Source organism: Carnobacterium inhibens subsp. inhibens DSM 13024 (assembly GCF_000746825.1).
Classification (GTDB): Bacteria; Bacillota; Bacilli; order Lactobacillales; family Carnobacteriaceae; genus Carnobacterium_B; species Carnobacterium_B inhibens.
In genome coordinates, this window is sequence record NZ_JQIV01000006.1 from 2,362,048 (window position 1) to 2,380,670 (window position 18,623).

Below are 18,623 nucleotides of genomic sequence, written 5' to 3' on the forward strand. Positions count from 1 at the left end.
AAAGATACGAGTTTATCACATACTCTATGCTATACTAAAGACCGCTAAGAGATCTAGGAAAGAACTAGATTTTTGAAACAAATTGTAACATGGAGGGGTAAAACACGTGAATAAAAAATTATTAACTATTGCGATCCTAGGAACCTTGTCATTTAGTTCTCTTATTTTACCAACTGCCGCTAGCGCTGAAACTTATGAAGATAAAGTGAATAAATCTGAACAACAAGTAAATCAAACTCAAGAAGACATTGATGCTGCTCAACAAAAAGTTGATGGATTAAAAGCTCAATCAAGTCAAACTGAAACTGAATTAGCAACTATCACAAATACAATCAATGCAAATAAAGATAAAACAACCTCATTATTAGCCGAAATTGAAGCTTCTCAAAAAGAAAAAGAGACATTAGAATCTGAAATCAAATCTCTTGAAGAAAAAATTGCACAACGCAGTGAACAACTTGAAGACCAAGCTCGTACAGTGCAAGTAAACGGAGATACAAAAAACTACATAGAATTTATCGTTGAAGCTGAATCTATGTCTGATGTTCTTGGACGCGTTGATGTCGTTACTGATTTAGTAAAAGCTAACAAAGATCTTGTTCAAGCTCAAGCAGATGATAAAGAAGCTGTTGTTGGAAAGAAAGAACAAACTGAACAATCAATCGTACAACAAAATGCTCTTGCAGCTCAACTGGAAAATGCAAAAGCTGAAATGGAAAAACAATTATTAGAAAAAGAAGTAGTGGTTTCTCAATTAGCTATCGAAACAGCTAGTGCTGAAACAGACAAAGAAAAATATATAGCTCAAAAAGCTGAAGCTGAAAGTCAAGTTGCCGAGTATACAGCAGCACAAGAAGCAGCTGAAATGGCAGTTTTAGCAAGTTTTGAAGAAGAAACTGAAGAAGCTGTTGTAGTAGAATCTTCAGAAACAACTGAAGTTGTAGAAGAAACACAAGAATCTCAAAAATCAGTTGAAGAAACTAAAGTTGTAGCTTCTACACCAACAGAAACTACTAAGAAAACTGAAAAAGCAACCAATTCTACTTCAACAAAAACGCCAGTTAAAACAGAAACACCAGCTAAAACAGAAACACCAGCTAAAACAGAAACAAAGACACCTGAAACTCCAAAACCTACAACGCCGGCACCATCTACAACAGGTGGTACGTCTTGGTCAGCATTACAATCACATGCAACTAGCGTGATGGGTACACCTTATTTATATGGTGGAACAACTACAAATGGTTTTGATTGTTCTGGTTTTACTTCTTATGTCTTTGCAAAAGTAGGTATCTCTTTACCACGTACAGCGGCAGGACAATATGCATCTTCTACTAAAGTTACAAATCCACAACCAGGTGATTTAGTATTCTTTAAGGATGGCGGTTCAATTACTCACGTTGGGATCTATGTTGGAAATGGCCAATTTATTGGATCACAAAGTAGTACAGGTGTGGCATATACTTCAGTTAACTCATCTTATTGGGGACCAAAACTTGTTGGATATGGACGTTACTAAAATTTATGAAAAAGGTCATCATTGCTTAGCAATGATGACCTTTTTTTGTCTATTCATACTCATTCAATGAGTTGTTTTCTAAAAACAACGGCACCAAATGGAGCTAACTGTAAATGCGTACCTTTTAAATGATTTCCTTGATTTTCAAGAATAACAGCCCATTCTTTTTGTAAATCTTCACTCACTTCTAGATTTTCAGCTTTATTAGAAAAATTACAGTAGATGAGTGCTTTTTCTGCTCCTAAAGTTCTTTCATAAATATATAAAGTTTCTTTAGTTGGTTTTAATTCAAAAGTCCCTTCTACAAATAAAAAATATTTTTTAAGAGAAAGTAACTTTCGGTAATAATTTAAGATGCTACCGGGATCTGAATCTTGAGATTGAACATTATATTTTTCTTCTGTATTCCATTCGATCCATGGTTTAACCGTAGAAAAACCTGCAAATTCTGTATCATCCCATTGCATAACTCCTCGGCTGATATTTTTTGCACGGGCTTTGAGCTGTCTTTTGATTGTATTTACTGAATAGCCTTTTTGTTTAGCTTCCTCAACAACTTTCTCTTTTCCGGGGACTTCAAAGCCTGAAAGATCATCGATTGGACTATTTTTCATTCCAATTTCTTCTCCATAATAAATGATTGGAACACCTTTTTGAAGATACATTAAGGTAGCTAATAGTTTACTGCTGTTGTCTCTATAATCCTCTGTATCACCAAATCTAGAAACGGCTCTAGGCATATCATGATTATTCCAATACAGAATAGGACCGCCACGATCTGCCATTTTAATTTGCCAAGCATTCATTTCATTTTTAAATTTTCCTTTATCTAAGGGACCAATTTGGATATCATAAGGGAGTTCTGAATCTTTGTCATCGTCTATCTCGGGAAAATAAGTAAATGAAATAACATTATCTATCATATCATTTTCAGATCCTATATAGTCTAAAGCTAAATCAGCCCCAGCAGTGGGAGCTTCACCGATGACTAAAAGATCTTCATTGTATTTTCTTAATTCTTCGTTGAACTCTTCAAGGTATTTTCTAATATTTGGTCCATGTTCGTTCACTAATTTACCAGAACCTTCTCCGTCTTCAGGTGCATCGGGATCATCAGGTAATCCCTCTTTTTTATCTATATATAGAACAGCATCTAAACGAAAACCGTCAATCCCATTTTGAATCCAGAATTTTCCAATATCTAGCAGTTCTTTTCGTACACTAGGATTAGCCCAATTTAAATCAGCCATACTATCTTTGTAAAGATGCAGATAGAATTGATTTCCATTCGGCTCTTTTGTCCAAGATGGTTCTTTATCATCAGAATACCAATTATTTGGATAGTCTCTGCCATCAGGAGCGTCTGCCCATATATAATAATCACGATAAGGGTTATCTGGACCTTTAATGGCCTCTTTAAACCAATAATGCTCAGTAGAAGTATGATTTAAGGGGAAGTCATAAATAAGCTTCATTCCACGATCATGGACTTCTTTAACGAATTTTTCAGATTGCTCTTTTGTACCGAACAAAGGATCAATCGCATAGTAGTCTGATACATCATAACCATTATCTTCTTGAGGAGACAGCATATTCGGATTTACCCATAGCGTATTTACTCCTAAGGATTGGATATAATCAAGATGTTTTAAAGCTCCTTTTATGTCGCCAATCCCATCTCCATTAGAATCTTGGAAACTTCTTGGGTAAATTTGGTAGATAATTGCTTTTTGCCACCATTTCATTTTAGTCATGCATACGTCCTCCAATAGTGAACAGGGTTAAATTTAATAAGATAATTTAATTTTAGCGAAAGAACATGGAATAATCTATTAACATGCTTGTGAAGAGAAAAAAGCTGTAAATAATAAAATGAGTGCATTCTATTCGATTAGAAGATAAATTATTGTTAAACTAAATATGGATAAAATTTTATTAAGGATGGTGAGCGTCAATGACTGAAAGAGAAAAAGATATCATCGAAACTCAAGCTCCAAAAGAAGATTATCGACAAGAAGATGCAAATAAAGAAATGAGTCCGGTTCCAAAAAATGAGTCGTCAGATTACAAACCTGCTGGTAAATTGGAAGGAAAAGTAGCTATTGTAACAGGAGCAGACAGCGGGATTGGAGCAGCTGTTGCCATTGCATTTGCCAAAGAAGGGGCAGATGTTGTTGTAACCGATTACGAAAATAAAGAAGATGCTGAAAATTTAAGAAAACGAATTGAAGACATCCGTGGTAAAGTTCTTTGGTTCACCGGTGATGTTGGGGATGAATCATTTGCACAAGAAGTAATTGAAAAAACGGTAGCGGAATATGGTAGTGTAGATATTTTAGTGAATAATGCTGCCGAACAACATACGCGTAAATCGATTACTGAAATTACTGCTGCACAATTGGACCGTACTTTCCGAACGAATATTTTTTCAATGTTTTATTTTGTGAAAGCAGCATTGCCTCATATGAATGAAAATGGAAAAATCATTAATACGACTTCTGTAACGGCTTATCAAGGTTCACCAGGTTTATTAGATTATTCATCTACTAAAGGAGCTATAGTAGCCTTTACTCGTTCGCTTTCACAAAATCAAGAAATCATTGATAAGAAAGTTCGTGTCAACGCAGTAGCTCCAGGGCCGATTTGGACTCCTTTAATTCCGGCAACTACATCAAATGATGATAAAGAAGAATTTGGTGCATCTGTTCCAATGAAACGAGCAGGAGAAGCTTATGAACTAGCACCGGCTTATGTTTATTTAGCCAGTGAAGATTCTAGTTATGTTAGTGGACAAGTTCTTCACGTAAACGGCGGAACCGTAATTAATGGGTAATGTTGATAGAAGCATTACTGATGAATGAATTAAATAAAGAATAAGTAAACAAATAAGCAGCAGTAAAGTAAGGTATTAAAGGACCTTGCTTTACTGCTTGTTTTTTTGCCGAATTGCTTATTTGTAGATATAATACGGCGATTAAGTTAAACTAAAATTAATAAAAACAACAGGTTTTAATGACATTAGAAAGGCTGATGACCAATGACAAAAGCTGTATTGATCGTAAATCCTTCCTCTGGAGGAGAAAAAGGAAAAGAATATACTGTCCTTGCTCAAGAGACGTTAGAATCGATGTATGATAGTGTTAGTGTGAAGGAAACAGCAAAAGGCGGAGATGCTGAGCAATTTGCCAAAGCAGCCGCTAGAGAAAGAGTAGAAGCCGTTTTTGTTATGGGCGGGGACGGAACAGTTAATGAGGGTATCTGCGGACTGGCAGAAGAGGAATATCGTCCTAAATTTGGCATTATCCCGTTAGGTACAGTCAATGATGTTGGACGCGCCTTAGGGATCCCTTTGAATCCTGAAGCAGCTATTCGTATGTTGCCAAAAGCTATTACAAAAGAATTAGATATTGGAAAAGTAAATGATAGTTATTTCATTGATGTGATTGCTATAGGGAAAATTCCAGAAGCAGTTAAAAATGTAGGAACCGAGCAAAAAACACGCTTAGGAGCGTTAGCTTATTTTATTGAAGGTGCCAAAGCATTTAATGTTAGTCAGAGCTATCCATTTAAATTAACGTTAGATGATGAGGTCATTGAACATGAATCTATTTTACTGCTCATTGCATTAACGAATTCTGTAGGTGGCTTTGAAAATATGCTCCCACAGGCAAAAATAGATGATGGGTATTTGCACTTAATTGTTTTAAAAGGGAGTACTTTAATGGACAAAGTTAAATTGATTCCTAAAGTGATCCAAGGAAATACGGCGGAAGCAAATGAGACACTTTATCGGAAATTCAAATCCGGAAAAATAACTGTTACAGATGAAGATATGGAAGTTATAAGCAATATTGATGGAGATGAAGGAGACAAGTTGCCACTTGCACTTCAGATTTTGCCTCGTCATATTACTATTTTTGTTCCAGAAAGCAAATCATCAGTAAAGTAAAATATAAAAAAAGTAAGGTGATTTTCAATACGAAAAATCACCTTACTTTTTGCTTGTTAGTTAATAAATTCTTGAGTCAATTCCATAAAAGTATCCACATCGTTTTTCATGATTGCAATACCATCTTCCCAAAAGTCGGGTTTAGTTAAGTCAACATTTAAATGTTTCATCGCTAGATCTTCTGTAGACATAGAGGCAGTATCTCTCAGCAAAGCAATGTAGTCATCTTCAAAGCTAGAACCTTCCTCCAATGAACGAGCATAGATACCTAGACTAAACAAGTACCCAAAAGTATATGGGAAATTGTAAAAAGGAACATCAGCAATAAAGAAATGAAGTTTACTTGCCCAAAAATGAGGATGGTAGTCGCTTAATGAGTCTTGATAAGCTTCTTTTTGAGCTTCTTCCATCAACTCACCAAGGCGTTCATCTGTTACAATACCATTTTGACGTTCAGCATAAAAGCGAGTTTCAAATAAGAAACGAGCGTGGATATTTAAAAACATAGCTAAAGCATTTTGGATTTTCGTATCTAATAAAGTGATTTTTTCTTCTTTTGAAGCAGCTTCTTTAACTGTTGCATCAGCTATAATAAGTTCCGCAAAAGTACTGGCTGTTTCAGCAACATTCATAGCATATTGTTGATTAAGCGTTGGAAGATCCGTCATGACATGACTATGAAAAGCATGACCTAATTCGTGAGCTAATGTCGATACTTCGCTTGGAGATTGGGCATAAGTCATGAAAATCCGTGATTCTTTACTTTCTGGCAATTCTGAACAATAACCGCCAGGCCTTTTTCCACCGCGATCTTCGGCTTCAATCCAACTGTGATCAAAAGCATATTGAGCAAAATCAGCCATTTTCTCACTGAATTTACGGAAATTTTCTACAATGAAATCAGCACCTTCATCATAAGGATACACTTTAGCTTCAGCATCTCCAATCATTACAGGTGCTTCAGTATCTTGCCAAGATAATTTGTCTTTTCCAAGCAATTGAGCTTTGCGCTTTAAGTAATCCACAAATGGTTGTTTATGGTCACTAACGGCTTTCCACATAGCATCTAGTGTTTCTTGTTTCATCCGGTTGTATTCTAATGGACGTTTCAAGTAATCTTTCACACCATGAGCTTTATAATCAGCCAAACGGAAACCTGCTAAATGATTTAGCGTATCACTGAATAAAGGAGCCATGTTGCCCCAAGTTTCTTCCCATTTTTCGAATAATTGTTCACGGACTTTTGCGTCTGGATCAGTATTCATTTTGTTGTAGGCTTGTCCAGCAGATAGACGTTGAATATGTCCTTCACTGTCTTCAAAAGGAATCTCGATAGTAGCTACAAGTGAATCGTAGTGATCGCTCCATCCTTGGAAACCATCAATAGAAAGTGCGTTGATCAGAGCTTCTTCTGCTTCGCTTAACAATTCCTTTCCTTGTGTACGAGTTTCGTTTAAACTAAACTCAATTTCTTTAAAAGCAGGAAGTTCAATTATTTTATTCCAAATGTCATCTGGTATGGCAACCATTTTTTTAGTAAGAATTGTTTGAAGAGTACTAAAAGCGCTGCTCAATTCAAATACTTGACCAAAAACTGCTCCAGCTTGTTTATCTGCAACATCTGCAGATTGAACAGCTTCTACAAAGGTAAAGACTTGAGAAAGGCCTTTCGTCAATTTTTCTTGAACGAGTAAAATAGTCTCAAGACTTTTAAATGCTGGACTGTCTTTTCCTGTGTCCCACTTTTTAATGAGTGCAGACAACTCATCTAGTTGTTCACGAATAAGTGCTAATTTTTCTTTTAATTGGGGCGAACTGCTTCCACCAGGGAAAACGGAATCAAGATCCCATTTCATACTGTATTTCATATAATAACTTCCTTTCTAGGTTTGAATAAATTCATTATACTCTAGTTTGCCGCAGTTTTAAAACGTGTTATTAAACAAATGATAATAAACCGTAAGCAGGAGTTGAAAATAAATACCAAAAGTAATTTAAGATAGGTTAAAATAGAACCAATCGATCTAGCTAAGCATTGAGTAAAGTTAGATGAAATAGTCGCGAAAGAAGGAAAGTACAGATGCGCTCGACAGTAAAAGACAATTTATTTATTGCACTTGCTATTGTAATTATGATGGTGTTATTTTATAGTTCTTCACAACCTTACACCGACCAATCATTGACAGGTGTATTAGATGAAATTCTAGCTAAGGAACCTTTGAAAAATGTATTAAGTCTGATCCACTTTAATTATGCCGGCAGTGAAGTAAGTATTGCAGCACAAGGGTATAGTTCTTTTGTGGAATTTTTCATTCGAAAATTAGCTCATTTTGGAACTTATTTTTTATTAGGGCTGTGTTGGTTTTTAGGATTGAAAAATAAAATGACGAGTATGGGGCTAGCCGCTTTTGTCTCTTGGTTGCTAGCATCTGGATATGCTGCTTTTGATGAGTTTCATCAAAGTATTACGCCAGATCGGACTCCATTAATGGAAGATGTGATCTTAGATGCAACAGGGGCTTTAACAAGCATTCTGTTAGCTTTGATTTTTTTCCTATTCTTTTATAAAAAGAAGAAAATCAACCCTTCATTTAAAAGGGTAACACGGTAACTAATACTGGTGAATAGTTGCTCTATATCAGGTTTTTTGATAAAATAAGTAGGGCTATTTATTCTAGCTAATTACACTTATACTATGAAATGGGGAGTTTGGAGTGTCAGGACATTCAAAATGGAGCAATATTCAAGGGCGTAAAAATGCACAAGATGCAAAACGCGGAAAAGTATTCCAAAAAATATCAAGAGAAATCTACATGGCTGTGAAAAGTGGTGGACCTGATCCGAGCATAAATCCTTCGTTGCGTATGGTTATGGACAAAGCTAAATCGAATAATATGCCAAATGATAATGTTGAACGTGCTATAAAAAAAGGCAGTGCAACTGGTGAAAATGAAAATTATGATGAAGTGATCTATGAAGGTTATGGTCCAAAAGGAACGGCTGTTTTGGTGCACACTTTGACTGACAACTTAAATCGTACAGGAACGAATGTCCGTGTCGCTTTTAATAAAAATGGTGGTTCATTAGGTGAAAAAGGTTCTGTTAGCTACATGTTTGACCGTAAAGGCTACATTGCCATTGAACGTGAAGGTTTAGATGTAGATGAAGACACGATGTTGATGAGTGTTTTAGAAGCTGGCGGAGATGAAATGGAAACATCAGATGAAGTATTTGAAATTTATACTGATCCTTCTGATTTACCAGATGTGCGTGATGCTTTAGAAAAAGAAGGCTATACACTAGCACAAGCAGAGGTAACCATGATTCCACAAACAACCGTTGAATTACCAGAAGATAAAAAAGCTTTATTCAATCAAATGATTGATAAACTTGAAGAAGACGATGATGTGTCAGAAGTCTTCCACAACGCTGAATTATAAACGTTAAAATCTTATTATAAACTGAAAAGACAGCAGTGCCATATCCAATTGGATAGCACTGCTGTCTTTTTAGTTTTTGAAAAAATAATTATCCTTGTGAGGAAGAATGCAATAGAAACTAGCAATGATTCATTTTGAAAAAACATTACAAAGTTCGGTAGAGTAAAAAGATAAAAGAATAACGAAATACAGGGTTAATTGCACATAGTTTAAATAAGAACACTAACAAGAGCTATCTGGGAAGGAGAAGAAAATTGGAAATTGAAGAATTTACACAATATGTCATCTCAAAAGCCCAAGAAGTAGGAACTAGCGATATACATATTTTGCCTGAAGAGAAGCAATACCATTTTTATTTTCGAATTGGAGGGAAATTGTGTTTTTGGAATGCAATACCAGATGAAGAAGGCAGACGATTTATATCTTATTTTAAATATTTATCAAATATGGACGTTGGAGAGAGGAGAAAGCCGCAAAGTGGAGCAGCACAATTAATGGTTCAAGGAAAAAATATAGCACTTCGTTTTTCAACTATAACCAATTTTAGAACGCAAGAATCTATGGTCATAAGAATATTAAATCAAACCGTAAACTTATCTTTATCAAAGACAGCTTATTTTAAAAAAGAAGTCAAGTTAATAGAGAGCTTGGCTCAGTTTAATAGTGGGCTGCTTATTTTTTCAGGACCTGTAGGATCAGGGAAAACTACAACCATGTATCAGCTTGTTCGTGAAAGTTATCATAAAAACAAACAACAAGTAATTACCGTTGAAGATCCTGTGGAAATTGATGAACCAATGTTTTTACAGACGCAAGTAAATGAAAAAGCGGGAATTACGTATGAAACATTATTAAAATCTAGTTTAAGACATCATCCAGATACAATTATTATTGGTGAAATTAGAGATGATGAGACGGCAAAAATGGTGATAAGAGGAGCTTTGACCGGTCATTTAATTATTGCTAGTGTACATGCAAAGAATACTGTAGGGGTCATTTCTCGCTTATTGGAATTGGGAGTAACACAAGAACAATTAAAACAAACATTACTTGGAGTAATATTTCAAAAGTTGATTCCAAGGTATTGCTCTTTTTGTAACGGTGATTGTGTTCCCTCATGTGGACACATGCGTATATACGAAAAGAGAGCCGTTTTATATGAGGTTTTTTCGCGAAAAGAACTGAAACAATATCTCGCTCAGATAAAAACGGAAGAAGAAATTCAAAGAAAACAAACTAGGTCTTTTAATTTGTTGTTAAGAAAGGCGTATGCATATGGCTACATTACTGAACAAAACTTTATTCACTTTCAGATTCCGTAAAAAAAAATCATCAGCTGTTCAAGCATCTTTTTTAATAAAATTATCTTCCTTGATGGCAGAAGGCTTTTCGTTAAGAGAGTCTTTACTATTTTTACAAATGATCTTACCAAAAGAAAAACACTGGATTCAGGCTGTTTTAGAAGAATTGGAAGAAGGGGAACGTTTCGATAGTAGCATAAAAAAGCAAGGTTTTCCTGATCGAGTTTCTGCTCAAATTTATTTATCTTTTATTCATGGCAATTTGACAGAAGCTCTAGCGGCAAGTGGAAGCTACTTGGAAGAAAAAGCAAAGCAACAAGGTCAGTTAACAAAATTATTGCAGTACCCGTTATTTTTATTGGTTTTTATGATTGGTATTTTAATGGCTATTCGAGTTATGATATTGCCTAACTTTGAACAAATGAATGCAACAAATGGATCTAGTATCAATAATATTGCGATTGGTTTTATCTATCACTTCCCTACATTATTAGGAATAATTTCTCTAGTAGTGTGTTTAAGCACTCTGATTATCAAAAATCAATTAGGAAAACGTACTGCCATTCAACGTACTACTTTTTTTATGAAGATTCCTCTTCTTTCTGCAATGCTAAGACTGTATTATACAAATTTATTTAGTTATGAATGGAGCCAGTTGTTAAAAAGTGGACTACAAATGAATAAAATTATTGAATTAATGCAAACAAAAGAAACCACTCAGCTTATGCAAGAGGTTGCGAATGAAATTGAAAAAGAATTGAGAAAAGGACTTAATTTTAAAGAATCAATGAGCCAGTTCACCTTTTTTAATAGTGAACTTGGATTTATTATTATGCATGGTGAAGCAACTAGTCGTTTAGGAATAGAATTAGCAGTATATGCAAAAGATTGTCAATTAAGATTAATGGATAAGATACAGAAAATCTTTAGTTGGATTCAACCGATTATTTTTTTAGTGATTGCTTTTTTTATTATGTGTGTTTATTTAGCGTTATTATTACCGACGTTTACGATGATGGAGGAGATTCTATGAGATGTAAAGAGAAATTGAATCAAAAAGGTTTTACACTAATTGAAATGGTTATGGTTCTTTTTATCATTTCAGTATTGATGCTGCTTATTGTTCCAAACGTAGTAAAACAAAAAAATCAAATTGACACTCAAGGTACAGAAGCCTTAGTGACAGTCATTCAAACTCAAGTTGAACTATATGAATTGGACGGTCATACAGAAGCCGCTACCTTTTCTGCTTTGGAAAGTCAGGGTTATTTATCTGCTAAACAAGTTAAACAAGCAACAGCTAAATCGATTAGTATCACAAATGGTATTGTGAGTTCGAGTAAATAATAATGAGAGAGTTAGATGAAAAAGGGATGTTGCTGGTTGAGTTGGTCCTTGTTCTATTCATTGCAGCTGCATTACTATTCATTCCAACAATATATACTAAGCAAACTAAAATTCATTTAGAAAATCAATTATTTGTTGAAGAATTACAAAGCCAACTAACAGCTATTCAAAACTATGCTGTTTTGTCTGGAGAAGTAACCGCAATGATTGTGTCATCTCAACACAAGTCGATTCAATTTAGAGTTATTGATGATGAACAGAATGAACTGAATGGAGTGATTTACTTACCTGAGACAGTCACCACTCCTACATATAAAGTTTATCATTTTAATGCGTATAGTGGGAATTTACGTAATTTTGATACATTAGTTTTTTTTATAAATAATGAAAGACACACTATGACATTTCAGTTAGGAAGTGGCCGTTATAAATGGCAATAAAAAAAATAAACCAAAAAGGATATTTGTTGATTGAAAGTTTAGTAGCATTTTCTATTTTAAGTATATGCATTGTTATTTATCTTCCATTTGTAGTAGGTATGTTAAAAAAAGTTGATGCTGAAAAAACAGCTGTTGAAATGTACCGTATCCAGTATGAACAACTACAAAAAATCGAACAGCAACAACCGATTGATAAAATATGGGAGACCGGAGGAAAAGTATTTACGATTGAACAAGCAACCACTACTACTCAAAAGGGAGTAAGGATAAAATATGGAGAAGAAGAAATTTTTACTGAAATCCTTTCTTTTCAAAAATCCAATCCTTAATCAAAAAGGTTTTACGCTATTAGAAGCTTTAGCAGCTTTATTTATTTTAATGCTATGTATTTCTCTTTTAAGCTTTGTAACGACACAATACCATTCCATACGCAAGCAAACTTTTGAAGATCGACAGCTTGAGTGGCATATGTTTTTGAATCAACTGGACTATAGTTTTGAAGGTTTAATTTTTGTGAAAGCAAAATCTAATGAGCTTCAGTTTAAAGTGCTAGATGAAAAAGGAGAACTCAAAGAAACGATTTATTATGAACGGTACTATGAAATGGTCAGACGTCGAACTGGATCTGGGGGGCACCATCCTATGTTGATGAAAGTCAAATCCATTGATTTTAGCCAAAACGATTCATTTGTAGAAATAACCGTAACCTTTTTGAACCAAGAAACCTATCATGCACAAATATCTATCGAGAATAACTTAGAAGGTGTTCAAAATGAATGAAAAAGGAGCTGTACTGCCGTCAGTAATGATTTTTGTATTGCTTATGAGTGTTGCCCTTTTAGGAACTAATCAAATTTTCAAGAATCAAATGAACCAATTAAGAATGACAAAACACTATTATGAAGTTGAGAGTATGCTGATCCTTTCAAAAATGGAACTCAATAGCCAACTTGATTTAAATAAAAATTTAGAAAAAGGGACCGTATTATTTACTGATGGAACGGTAACTATTCAAAAAAAAGGAGATAATACATTCAATTTGGAAGGGAAACTTAAAAATATTTTTTCAAAACAGCTAACAGTTCAACTGGAAAAAAAGTCTACTGAAAGTATAGAAAATACAGATGAATAGATGGAAATATACTGGATTGCCCACATCTGTAATCTATTTAGTAAAATAAATAAGGAATAACTTCACGGCGTCTTAAGTGGGGTTATTTCTTTTTATGGTTCTATTTGATATAATAATTGAAACAGTAGCAGCTAAATAACTAGTGCGCAGGTACATATAAGAGAAGGGGCGAAGAATAGTGACTAAACTAAGTAAGTTACGCGAAGGCATGAAAAAAAGAGGGATAGATGCATTATTAGTGACTAGCCCTTATAATTTACGTTATATATCCAATTTTACGGGAACAACTGGTTTGAGTGTGATTACGCTAGATAAAGCATACTTTGTAACGGATTTTAGATACACTGAACAAGTGGCAACTCAAGCAGTAGGATTTGAAATTGTTACAAATGCAGGACCTATTTTCGATGAAGTAGCTAAAATAGTAGATGGAAATAGTATTGAAGCATTAGGTTTTGAACAAGATTTTGTAACTTTTAGTACTTATGAATTATTGGAACAAATTATTTCTAGTGAATTGATTCCAATAAGAGGACTGATGGAAGAGCTTAGAGAAGTTAAAACGGAAGCAGAAATCAAAATAATCAAAAAAGCTTGTTCTATTTCTGATGCAGCATTCAATTTTATCTTAGGTGAAATAAAACCTGGAATGACAGAAATCGAAGTAGCTAACTTATTAGATTTTCATATGCGTGGCTTAGGAGCAACCGGTGTTTCTTTTGAAACAATTGTAGCTAGTGGAGTCCGTTCAGCAATGCCTCATGGAGTTGCTAGTCCTAAAAAAATTGAAACTGGAGACTTTGTAACGATTGATTTCGGTTGCTATTATGAAGGCTATGTTTCTGATATGACTAGAACAATTGCTGTAGGGGAACCAAGTGAAAAGTTGAAAGAAATCTATGCTATTACACTTGAAGCACAATTAAAAGTGATTGACGCAGCTAAACCAGGAATGTCAGGTGTTCAATTAGATGCTATTGCACGGGATCATATTGCAAGTTATGGTTATGGAGAAGCTTTTGGACATTCAACTGGTCACGGAATTGGATTAGAAATCCATGAAGGACCAAATGTTTCTAGACTAGCAGAAAAATTATTTGTGCCAGGGAATGTGATTACGAATGAACCCGGAATTTACCTTCCAGGATTTGGTGGAGTAAGAATCGAAGACGATTTGATTATCACTGAAACAGGGAACGAAGTGATTACTCATTCTCCAAAAGAACTTATCATTTTATAACAGTATTTAAATCTATAATTTATTAGGCAGAATCATGAAAAAATGATACACTTATACAGAAAATAGGAACGGACTCATAGGAGGAAATGAAATGATTTCAGTAAATGATTTTAAAACAGGATTAACAATCGAATTTGACGGCTCAATTTGGCGTGTTGTGGACTTTCAACATGTAAAACCAGGTAAAGGTGCTGCCTTTGTGCGTTCAAAACTTAAAAACTTGCGTTCTGGTGCAGTACAAGAAAAAACTTTCCGTGCAGGCGAAAAAGTAGCTAAGGCTCAAATCAATAATAATAAAATGCAATATTTATATGAAAGTGCCGGTTCTTATGTATTCATGGATAATGAAACGTATGAACAAATTGAATTACCAGGAGATTCAATTGTTGAAGAATTGAAATATTTAAAAGAAAATATGGAAGTTCATATTTTAATGTATGATACAGAAGTATTAGGTGTTGAATTACCAAATACAGTTAAATTACGTGTTGCTGAAACTGAACCAGGTATTCGCGGAGATACTTCTTCAGGCGGAACAAAACCAGCAACCTTAGAAACTGGAGCAACCGTTAACGTTCCTTTCTTTGTAAATGTAGATGATGAATTGATCATCAATACTCAAGATGGATCATATGTATCACGTGCATAATCATTTGATTTCTTTTAGTTAAATGAAATTTAGTTAATAGAGGAGGTTTGCCTTATGGCTGAAGAATCAACAGTTGCAATTAATGAGACTAAAGGTACACTTGGAGAAATTGAAGTAGCTCCTGAGGTAATTGAAGTTATTTCCGGTATTGCTGCGAATAAAGTAGAAGGCGTCTACGCAATGCAAGGAAAACTTTCTTCTGGTGTTTCAGAGTTGTTTGGACGTGTAGACCACAAAAAAGGTGTGCATTTAACAGCTGATGAAGATGGTTTAAAAGTAGACATTTATTGTTACTTTATTTACGGCGTTTCAGTACCAAAAGTTGCTTTAGAGATCCAAGAGAAAGTAAGAGAACAATTACTTCAAATGACAGATATAACATTAGCTGAAGTAAATGTTCATATTGTTGGAATTGTTCCAGAAAAAACAGAATTACAAGAATTATTAGATCTTGATGATGAAGAAGATGGTGACGAATAGTGAGTTTAACACGACGCGATATTAGAGAAAAAGCTTTACAGTCTCTTTTCCAACTTTCAGCTAATGATGAATTGTCTAAGGAAGATGCAATGCAACAAGCCTTAACCAGTGAAGATGAATTAGTTGATGAAGTGGAAACCGTTCAAGTACCAAGCTATTTGGACCTGCTTGTAACAGGTGTACTGGAAAAACAAGATGAAATAGATGAAAAAATCAAAGCTCATTTAGAGAATTGGTCATTAAATCGACTTGCTAAAACTGATTTAATTATCATTCGAGTAGCAATCTTTGAAATGATGTACGTTTCAGATGTACCGGACAGAGTTGCACTAAATGAAGCTCTCGAAATTACTAAAAAGTATAGTGATGAAAAATCTAGAAAATTTGTTAATGGTGTTTTAGCGAACATTGTAAACGAAAACAGTAAAAATGAAGCTGAATAAGCTTTGTTTTTACTGTTTTTTTGTAATTAAGACGAGCTTTACTAAAAACAAAAGTGATCAAGATTTGAGGGTATATCTGTTGGTTTTCTTATGATAAGATAGATAAGGTAAAATCAACTAGCCTTAATTGAGAAGAAAAGGACGGGATTCTTTATGAGCGCAATAATCATGAGTGGCAAAACATTAGCCGATGAAATGACGATTCAGATGCAAGAGGACGTCAACAAACTAAAAGAACAAGGGCTAACTCCAGGTTTAGTTGTACTATTAGTTGGTGAAGATCCTGCAAGTCAAACTTATGTAAGAAATAAAGAAAAGCGTGCAAAAGCGTTGGGCTTTCATTCGCTTATTAAACGTTATCCATCAATTATAACAGAAGAAGAATTGTTAAATGAAGTTCAACGGTATAATGAAGATGCTTCGTTTCATGGAATACTGGTTCAATTGCCCTTACCAAAACAAATTGATTCAGATAAAATAGTAAATGCGATTGACTCAATGAAAGATGTCGATGGTTTTCATCCAATAAATATGGGCAAATTACTGATAGGACAACCAGATAAAATACCATGTACACCTTATGGAATCATAAAAATGCTGGATCGTTATCAAGTTGAGATTGAAGGAAAAAGAGCAGTAGTTATAGGACGTAGCAATATCGTTGGAAAACCCATGGCGCAGCTTTTAATGATGAGAAATGCAACAGTGACGATTGCTCATTCTAGAACGAAAGATTTGCCTGAATTAGCTCGTACAGCTGATATTTTAGTCGTAGCCATGGGTAAAGGACACTTTGTTACGAAAGACTTTATTAAACCAGGTGCTGCCGTTATTGATGTAGGAATGAATCGTGATAAAAATGGAAAGCTGATTGGCGATGTAAAAAGCGATGAAGTAGCTGAAGTTGCTGGCTACTTAACACCAGTGCCAAAAGGTGTAGGTCCTATGACCATTACGATGCTATTGTATCAAACGATTGAAAGTGCAAAAAAGTTCGCTGCATTGTCAACAGAGAAACTGTAGAATAAAGGAAAAGAGAACTGGTATAGTAAAAGACATTAATAAAGATGCAATGTTGCTAAGAGGAGTGAATAAAGTGTCAAATGATTACTTGACGGTCACCGCATTGACTAGATACATTAAACGAAAATTTGAACGTGATCCATATTTGGAAAGAATCTATTTGACAGGAGAAATTTCTAACTTTAGAAATAGACCAAATGCACATCAATATTTTAGTTTAAAAGATGATCATGCAAAAATTTCTGCTATCATGTTTAAGCCTGCTTTTCAAAAATTAAAGTTTACTCCTGAAGAAGGAATGAAAGTACTAGTCATTGGACGAATTTCGTTATACGAAGCAAGTGGGAATTATCAAATAACGATTGAACATATGGAGCCTGATGGAGTTGGTGCTCTGTATCAAGCTTTAGAAGAAATGAAGAAAAAGTTAAAAGCTGAAGGTCTTTTCGATGCTCCAAAGCAATTGATTCCAACTTTTCCTAAAAGAATTGCAGTTGTAACGAGTCCAAGTGGTGCTGTTGTAAGAGATATTATGACTACAATTAAAAGACGCTTTCCTATTGTACAATTGGTGGTATATCCAACCCTTGTTCAAGGAAATAAAGCTGCAGATGCAATTGTATCGAGTATCCGGATGGTGGAAGAAAAAGGAAACTTTGATACTGTAATTATTGCGCGTGGTGGAGGTTCGATTGAAGACCTGTGGCCATTCAACGAGGAAAAAGTTGCACGAGCTATATTCGAAGCTCAAACACCGATCATTTCTTCTGTGGGCCATGAAACGGATACAACTATTGCTGACTTAGTAGCAGATGTGCGTGCAGCAACTCCTACTGCAGCAGCTGAACTTTCTGTACCATTATTGTCCGATGAGTTGATAAAAATTGATCAATTAAAGTTGCGACTTGTTCAAAGTTATGCTCGAAAAGTCGAAATATTGAATCAACGTTTAAGTAGCCAATTAAATTCTTATATATTCAATCAGCCACAAAGACTGTATGAAGGATATGCCCAAAAATTGGATCTTTTAACTGAAAGACTCGTTCGAGCAATGGAAGAAAAAAAACAGCAATTAAAAAATGATCTTAACGTACACATGCTGCAGTTAAATGCACAAAACCCAACACAACTGGTCAAACAAAAATACAACGACTTAAATGGATTGAGCCGACAATTAACGACACAAATGGAATGGTATATGGAAAATCAAAACAAACGATTTCACTACGCTGTCCAGTCGCTGGATTATTTAAGTCCGTTAAAAATCATGAACCGGGGCTACAGTTATGCAACAAAAGATGGAAAAGTTATCAAAAACAGCAATCAAGTTGTAGTAGAAGACAAGATACACATCCACTTACACAAAGGAAATTTTGAAGCAAAAGTGATAAAGAAAGATGAGGAATCCAAATGAGTACAGAGAAAAAATTGAAATTTGAAGAAGCTATGCAACAATTAGAAGAGATCGTAACCAATTTAGAACGTGGAGATGTTCCATTAGAAGAGGCTTTAGATCAATTCCAAAAAGGGGTAAGTTTAAGCAAATTTTGTAAAGAAACTTTACAAAATGCTGAGCAAACACTAACTAAGATCGTAGACGAAAATGGAAATGAAAAATTATTTGAAGAAAATAGTGAGTTGGATTAAGAAAGAAGGTCAA

General features: G+C 34.6%; 21 protein-coding genes. 19 read left to right on the plus strand and 2 right to left on the minus strand.

Features of this window, described 5'->3' with window-relative positions:
- The first annotated feature begins 106 nt into the window (after nucleotides 1-106).
- Nucleotides 107-1,519, plus strand: a complete 1,413-nt coding sequence (locus BR65_RS12430; protein ID WP_034538444.1) for a C40 family peptidase — start codon at nucleotides 107-109, stop codon at nucleotides 1,517-1,519.
- Nucleotides 1,520-1,578: 59 nt separating this feature from the next.
- On the opposite strand, the gene BR65_RS12435 is transcribed toward BR65_RS12430, so the two are convergent.
- Nucleotides 1,579-3,273: a glycoside hydrolase family 13 protein gene (locus tag BR65_RS12435; protein ID WP_034538446.1), complete on the minus strand. Its 1,695-nt coding sequence runs from the start codon at nucleotides 3,271-3,273 to the stop codon at nucleotides 1,579-1,581.
- 200 nt (nucleotides 3,274-3,473) lie between these two features.
- Here BR65_RS12435 and BR65_RS12440 point away from each other — a divergent pair, with 200 nt between their 5' ends.
- Both BR65_RS12440 and BR65_RS12445 read left to right on the plus strand, forming a co-directional pair.
- The gene (locus BR65_RS12440; RefSeq protein ID WP_034538447.1) at nucleotides 3,474-4,352 is read left to right on the plus strand and encodes a glucose 1-dehydrogenase; all 879 of its coding nucleotides are present in this window, start codon (nucleotides 3,474-3,476) and stop codon (nucleotides 4,350-4,352) included.
- Between the two features lie 204 nt (nucleotides 4,353-4,556).
- A complete protein-coding gene (locus BR65_RS12445; RefSeq protein WP_034538449.1) occupies nucleotides 4,557-5,468 on the plus strand; it encodes a diacylglycerol/lipid kinase family protein in 912 nt (303 codons plus the stop codon).
- A gap of 56 nt (nucleotides 5,469-5,524) precedes the next feature.
- Here BR65_RS12445 and BR65_RS12450 read toward each other — a convergent pair whose 3' ends face one another.
- Nucleotides 5,525-7,336: a M3 family oligoendopeptidase gene (locus BR65_RS12450; protein ID WP_023177152.1), complete on the minus strand. Its 1,812-nt coding sequence runs from the start codon at nucleotides 7,334-7,336 to the stop codon at nucleotides 5,525-5,527.
- A 212-nt stretch (nucleotides 7,337-7,548) separates the two neighbouring features.
- On the opposite strand from BR65_RS12450, the gene BR65_RS12455 reads away from it, so the two are divergent.
- The 16 genes from BR65_RS12455 to BR65_RS12530 all read left to right on the plus strand — a co-directional run bounded on the left by BR65_RS12455 (nucleotide 7,549) and on the right by BR65_RS12530 (nucleotide 18,610).
- The gene (locus tag BR65_RS12455) at nucleotides 7,549-8,079 is read left to right on the plus strand and encodes a VanZ family protein (protein ID WP_023177154.1); all 531 of its coding nucleotides are present in this window, start codon (nucleotides 7,549-7,551) and stop codon (nucleotides 8,077-8,079) included.
- A gap of 103 nt (nucleotides 8,080-8,182) precedes the next feature.
- Nucleotides 8,183-8,908, plus strand: a complete 726-nt coding sequence (locus BR65_RS12460; RefSeq protein WP_023177155.1) for a YebC/PmpR family DNA-binding transcriptional regulator — start codon at nucleotides 8,183-8,185, stop codon at nucleotides 8,906-8,908.
- A 254-nt stretch (nucleotides 8,909-9,162) separates the two neighbouring features.
- Complete coding sequence (gene comGA, locus BR65_RS12465; protein WP_023177156.1) at nucleotides 9,163-10,230, plus strand: competence type IV pilus ATPase ComGA; 1,068 nt, start codon at nucleotides 9,163-9,165, stop codon at nucleotides 10,228-10,230.
- Nucleotides 10,184-11,242, plus strand: a complete 1,059-nt coding sequence (gene comGB, locus BR65_RS12470) for a competence type IV pilus assembly protein ComGB (protein ID WP_034538450.1) — start codon at nucleotides 10,184-10,186, stop codon at nucleotides 11,240-11,242. Before comGA ends, comGB begins: the two co-directional genes overlap by 47 nt.
- A complete protein-coding gene (gene comGC, locus BR65_RS12475; protein WP_023177160.1) occupies nucleotides 11,239-11,556 on the plus strand; it encodes a competence type IV pilus major pilin ComGC in 318 nt (105 codons plus the stop codon). Before comGB ends, comGC begins: the two co-directional genes overlap by 4 nt.
- Before the next feature lie 2 nt (nucleotides 11,557-11,558).
- The gene (gene comGD, locus BR65_RS12480) at nucleotides 11,559-11,996 is read left to right on the plus strand and encodes a competence type IV pilus minor pilin ComGD (protein WP_023177161.1); all 438 of its coding nucleotides are present in this window, start codon (nucleotides 11,559-11,561) and stop codon (nucleotides 11,994-11,996) included.
- Nucleotides 11,987-12,325 carry a type II secretion system protein gene (locus BR65_RS12485; protein WP_023177162.1) on the plus strand — a complete coding sequence of 113 codons (339 nt, stop codon included), beginning with the start codon at nucleotides 11,987-11,989 and terminating at the stop codon, nucleotides 12,323-12,325. The genes comGD and BR65_RS12485 overlap by 10 nt, the downstream gene beginning before the upstream one ends.
- Complete coding sequence (gene comGF / locus BR65_RS12490) at nucleotides 12,270-12,776, plus strand: competence type IV pilus minor pilin ComGF (RefSeq protein WP_023177163.1); 507 nt, start codon at nucleotides 12,270-12,272, stop codon at nucleotides 12,774-12,776. The genes BR65_RS12485 and comGF overlap by 56 nt, the downstream gene beginning before the upstream one ends.
- Nucleotides 12,769-13,128, plus strand: coding sequence for a hypothetical protein (locus tag BR65_RS12495; RefSeq protein ID WP_023177164.1), 360 nt, complete (start codon nucleotides 12,769-12,771; stop codon nucleotides 13,126-13,128). Before comGF ends, BR65_RS12495 begins: the two co-directional genes overlap by 8 nt.
- Nucleotides 13,129-13,303: 175 nt before the next feature.
- A complete protein-coding gene (locus tag BR65_RS12500; protein ID WP_187948708.1) occupies nucleotides 13,304-14,368 on the plus strand; it encodes a M24 family metallopeptidase in 1,065 nt (354 codons plus the stop codon).
- Between the two features lie 91 nt (nucleotides 14,369-14,459).
- Complete coding sequence (efp, locus tag BR65_RS12505; protein ID WP_023177166.1) at nucleotides 14,460-15,017, plus strand: elongation factor P; 558 nt, start codon at nucleotides 14,460-14,462, stop codon at nucleotides 15,015-15,017.
- Between the two features lie 54 nt (nucleotides 15,018-15,071).
- Complete coding sequence (locus BR65_RS12510) at nucleotides 15,072-15,497, plus strand: Asp23/Gls24 family envelope stress response protein (protein ID WP_023177167.1); 426 nt, start codon at nucleotides 15,072-15,074, stop codon at nucleotides 15,495-15,497.
- Nucleotides 15,497-15,940, plus strand: coding sequence for a transcription antitermination factor NusB (gene nusB / locus BR65_RS12515; RefSeq protein ID WP_023177168.1), 444 nt, complete (start codon nucleotides 15,497-15,499; stop codon nucleotides 15,938-15,940). The genes BR65_RS12510 and nusB overlap by 1 nt, the downstream gene beginning before the upstream one ends.
- A gap of 153 nt (nucleotides 15,941-16,093) precedes the next feature.
- The gene (gene folD / locus BR65_RS12520; RefSeq protein ID WP_034538452.1) at nucleotides 16,094-16,963 is read left to right on the plus strand and encodes a bifunctional methylenetetrahydrofolate dehydrogenase/methenyltetrahydrofolate cyclohydrolase FolD; all 870 of its coding nucleotides are present in this window, start codon (nucleotides 16,094-16,096) and stop codon (nucleotides 16,961-16,963) included.
- A gap of 73 nt (nucleotides 16,964-17,036) precedes the next feature.
- A complete protein-coding gene (gene xseA, locus BR65_RS12525) occupies nucleotides 17,037-18,377 on the plus strand; it encodes an exodeoxyribonuclease VII large subunit (protein ID WP_034538455.1) in 1,341 nt (446 codons plus the stop codon).
- On the plus strand, nucleotides 18,374-18,610 hold the full coding sequence (locus tag BR65_RS12530) for an exodeoxyribonuclease VII small subunit (RefSeq protein ID WP_023177171.1): 237 nt from the start codon (nucleotides 18,374-18,376) through the stop codon (nucleotides 18,608-18,610). Before xseA ends, BR65_RS12530 begins: the two co-directional genes overlap by 4 nt.
- Nucleotides 18,611-18,623 lie beyond the last annotated feature (13 nt).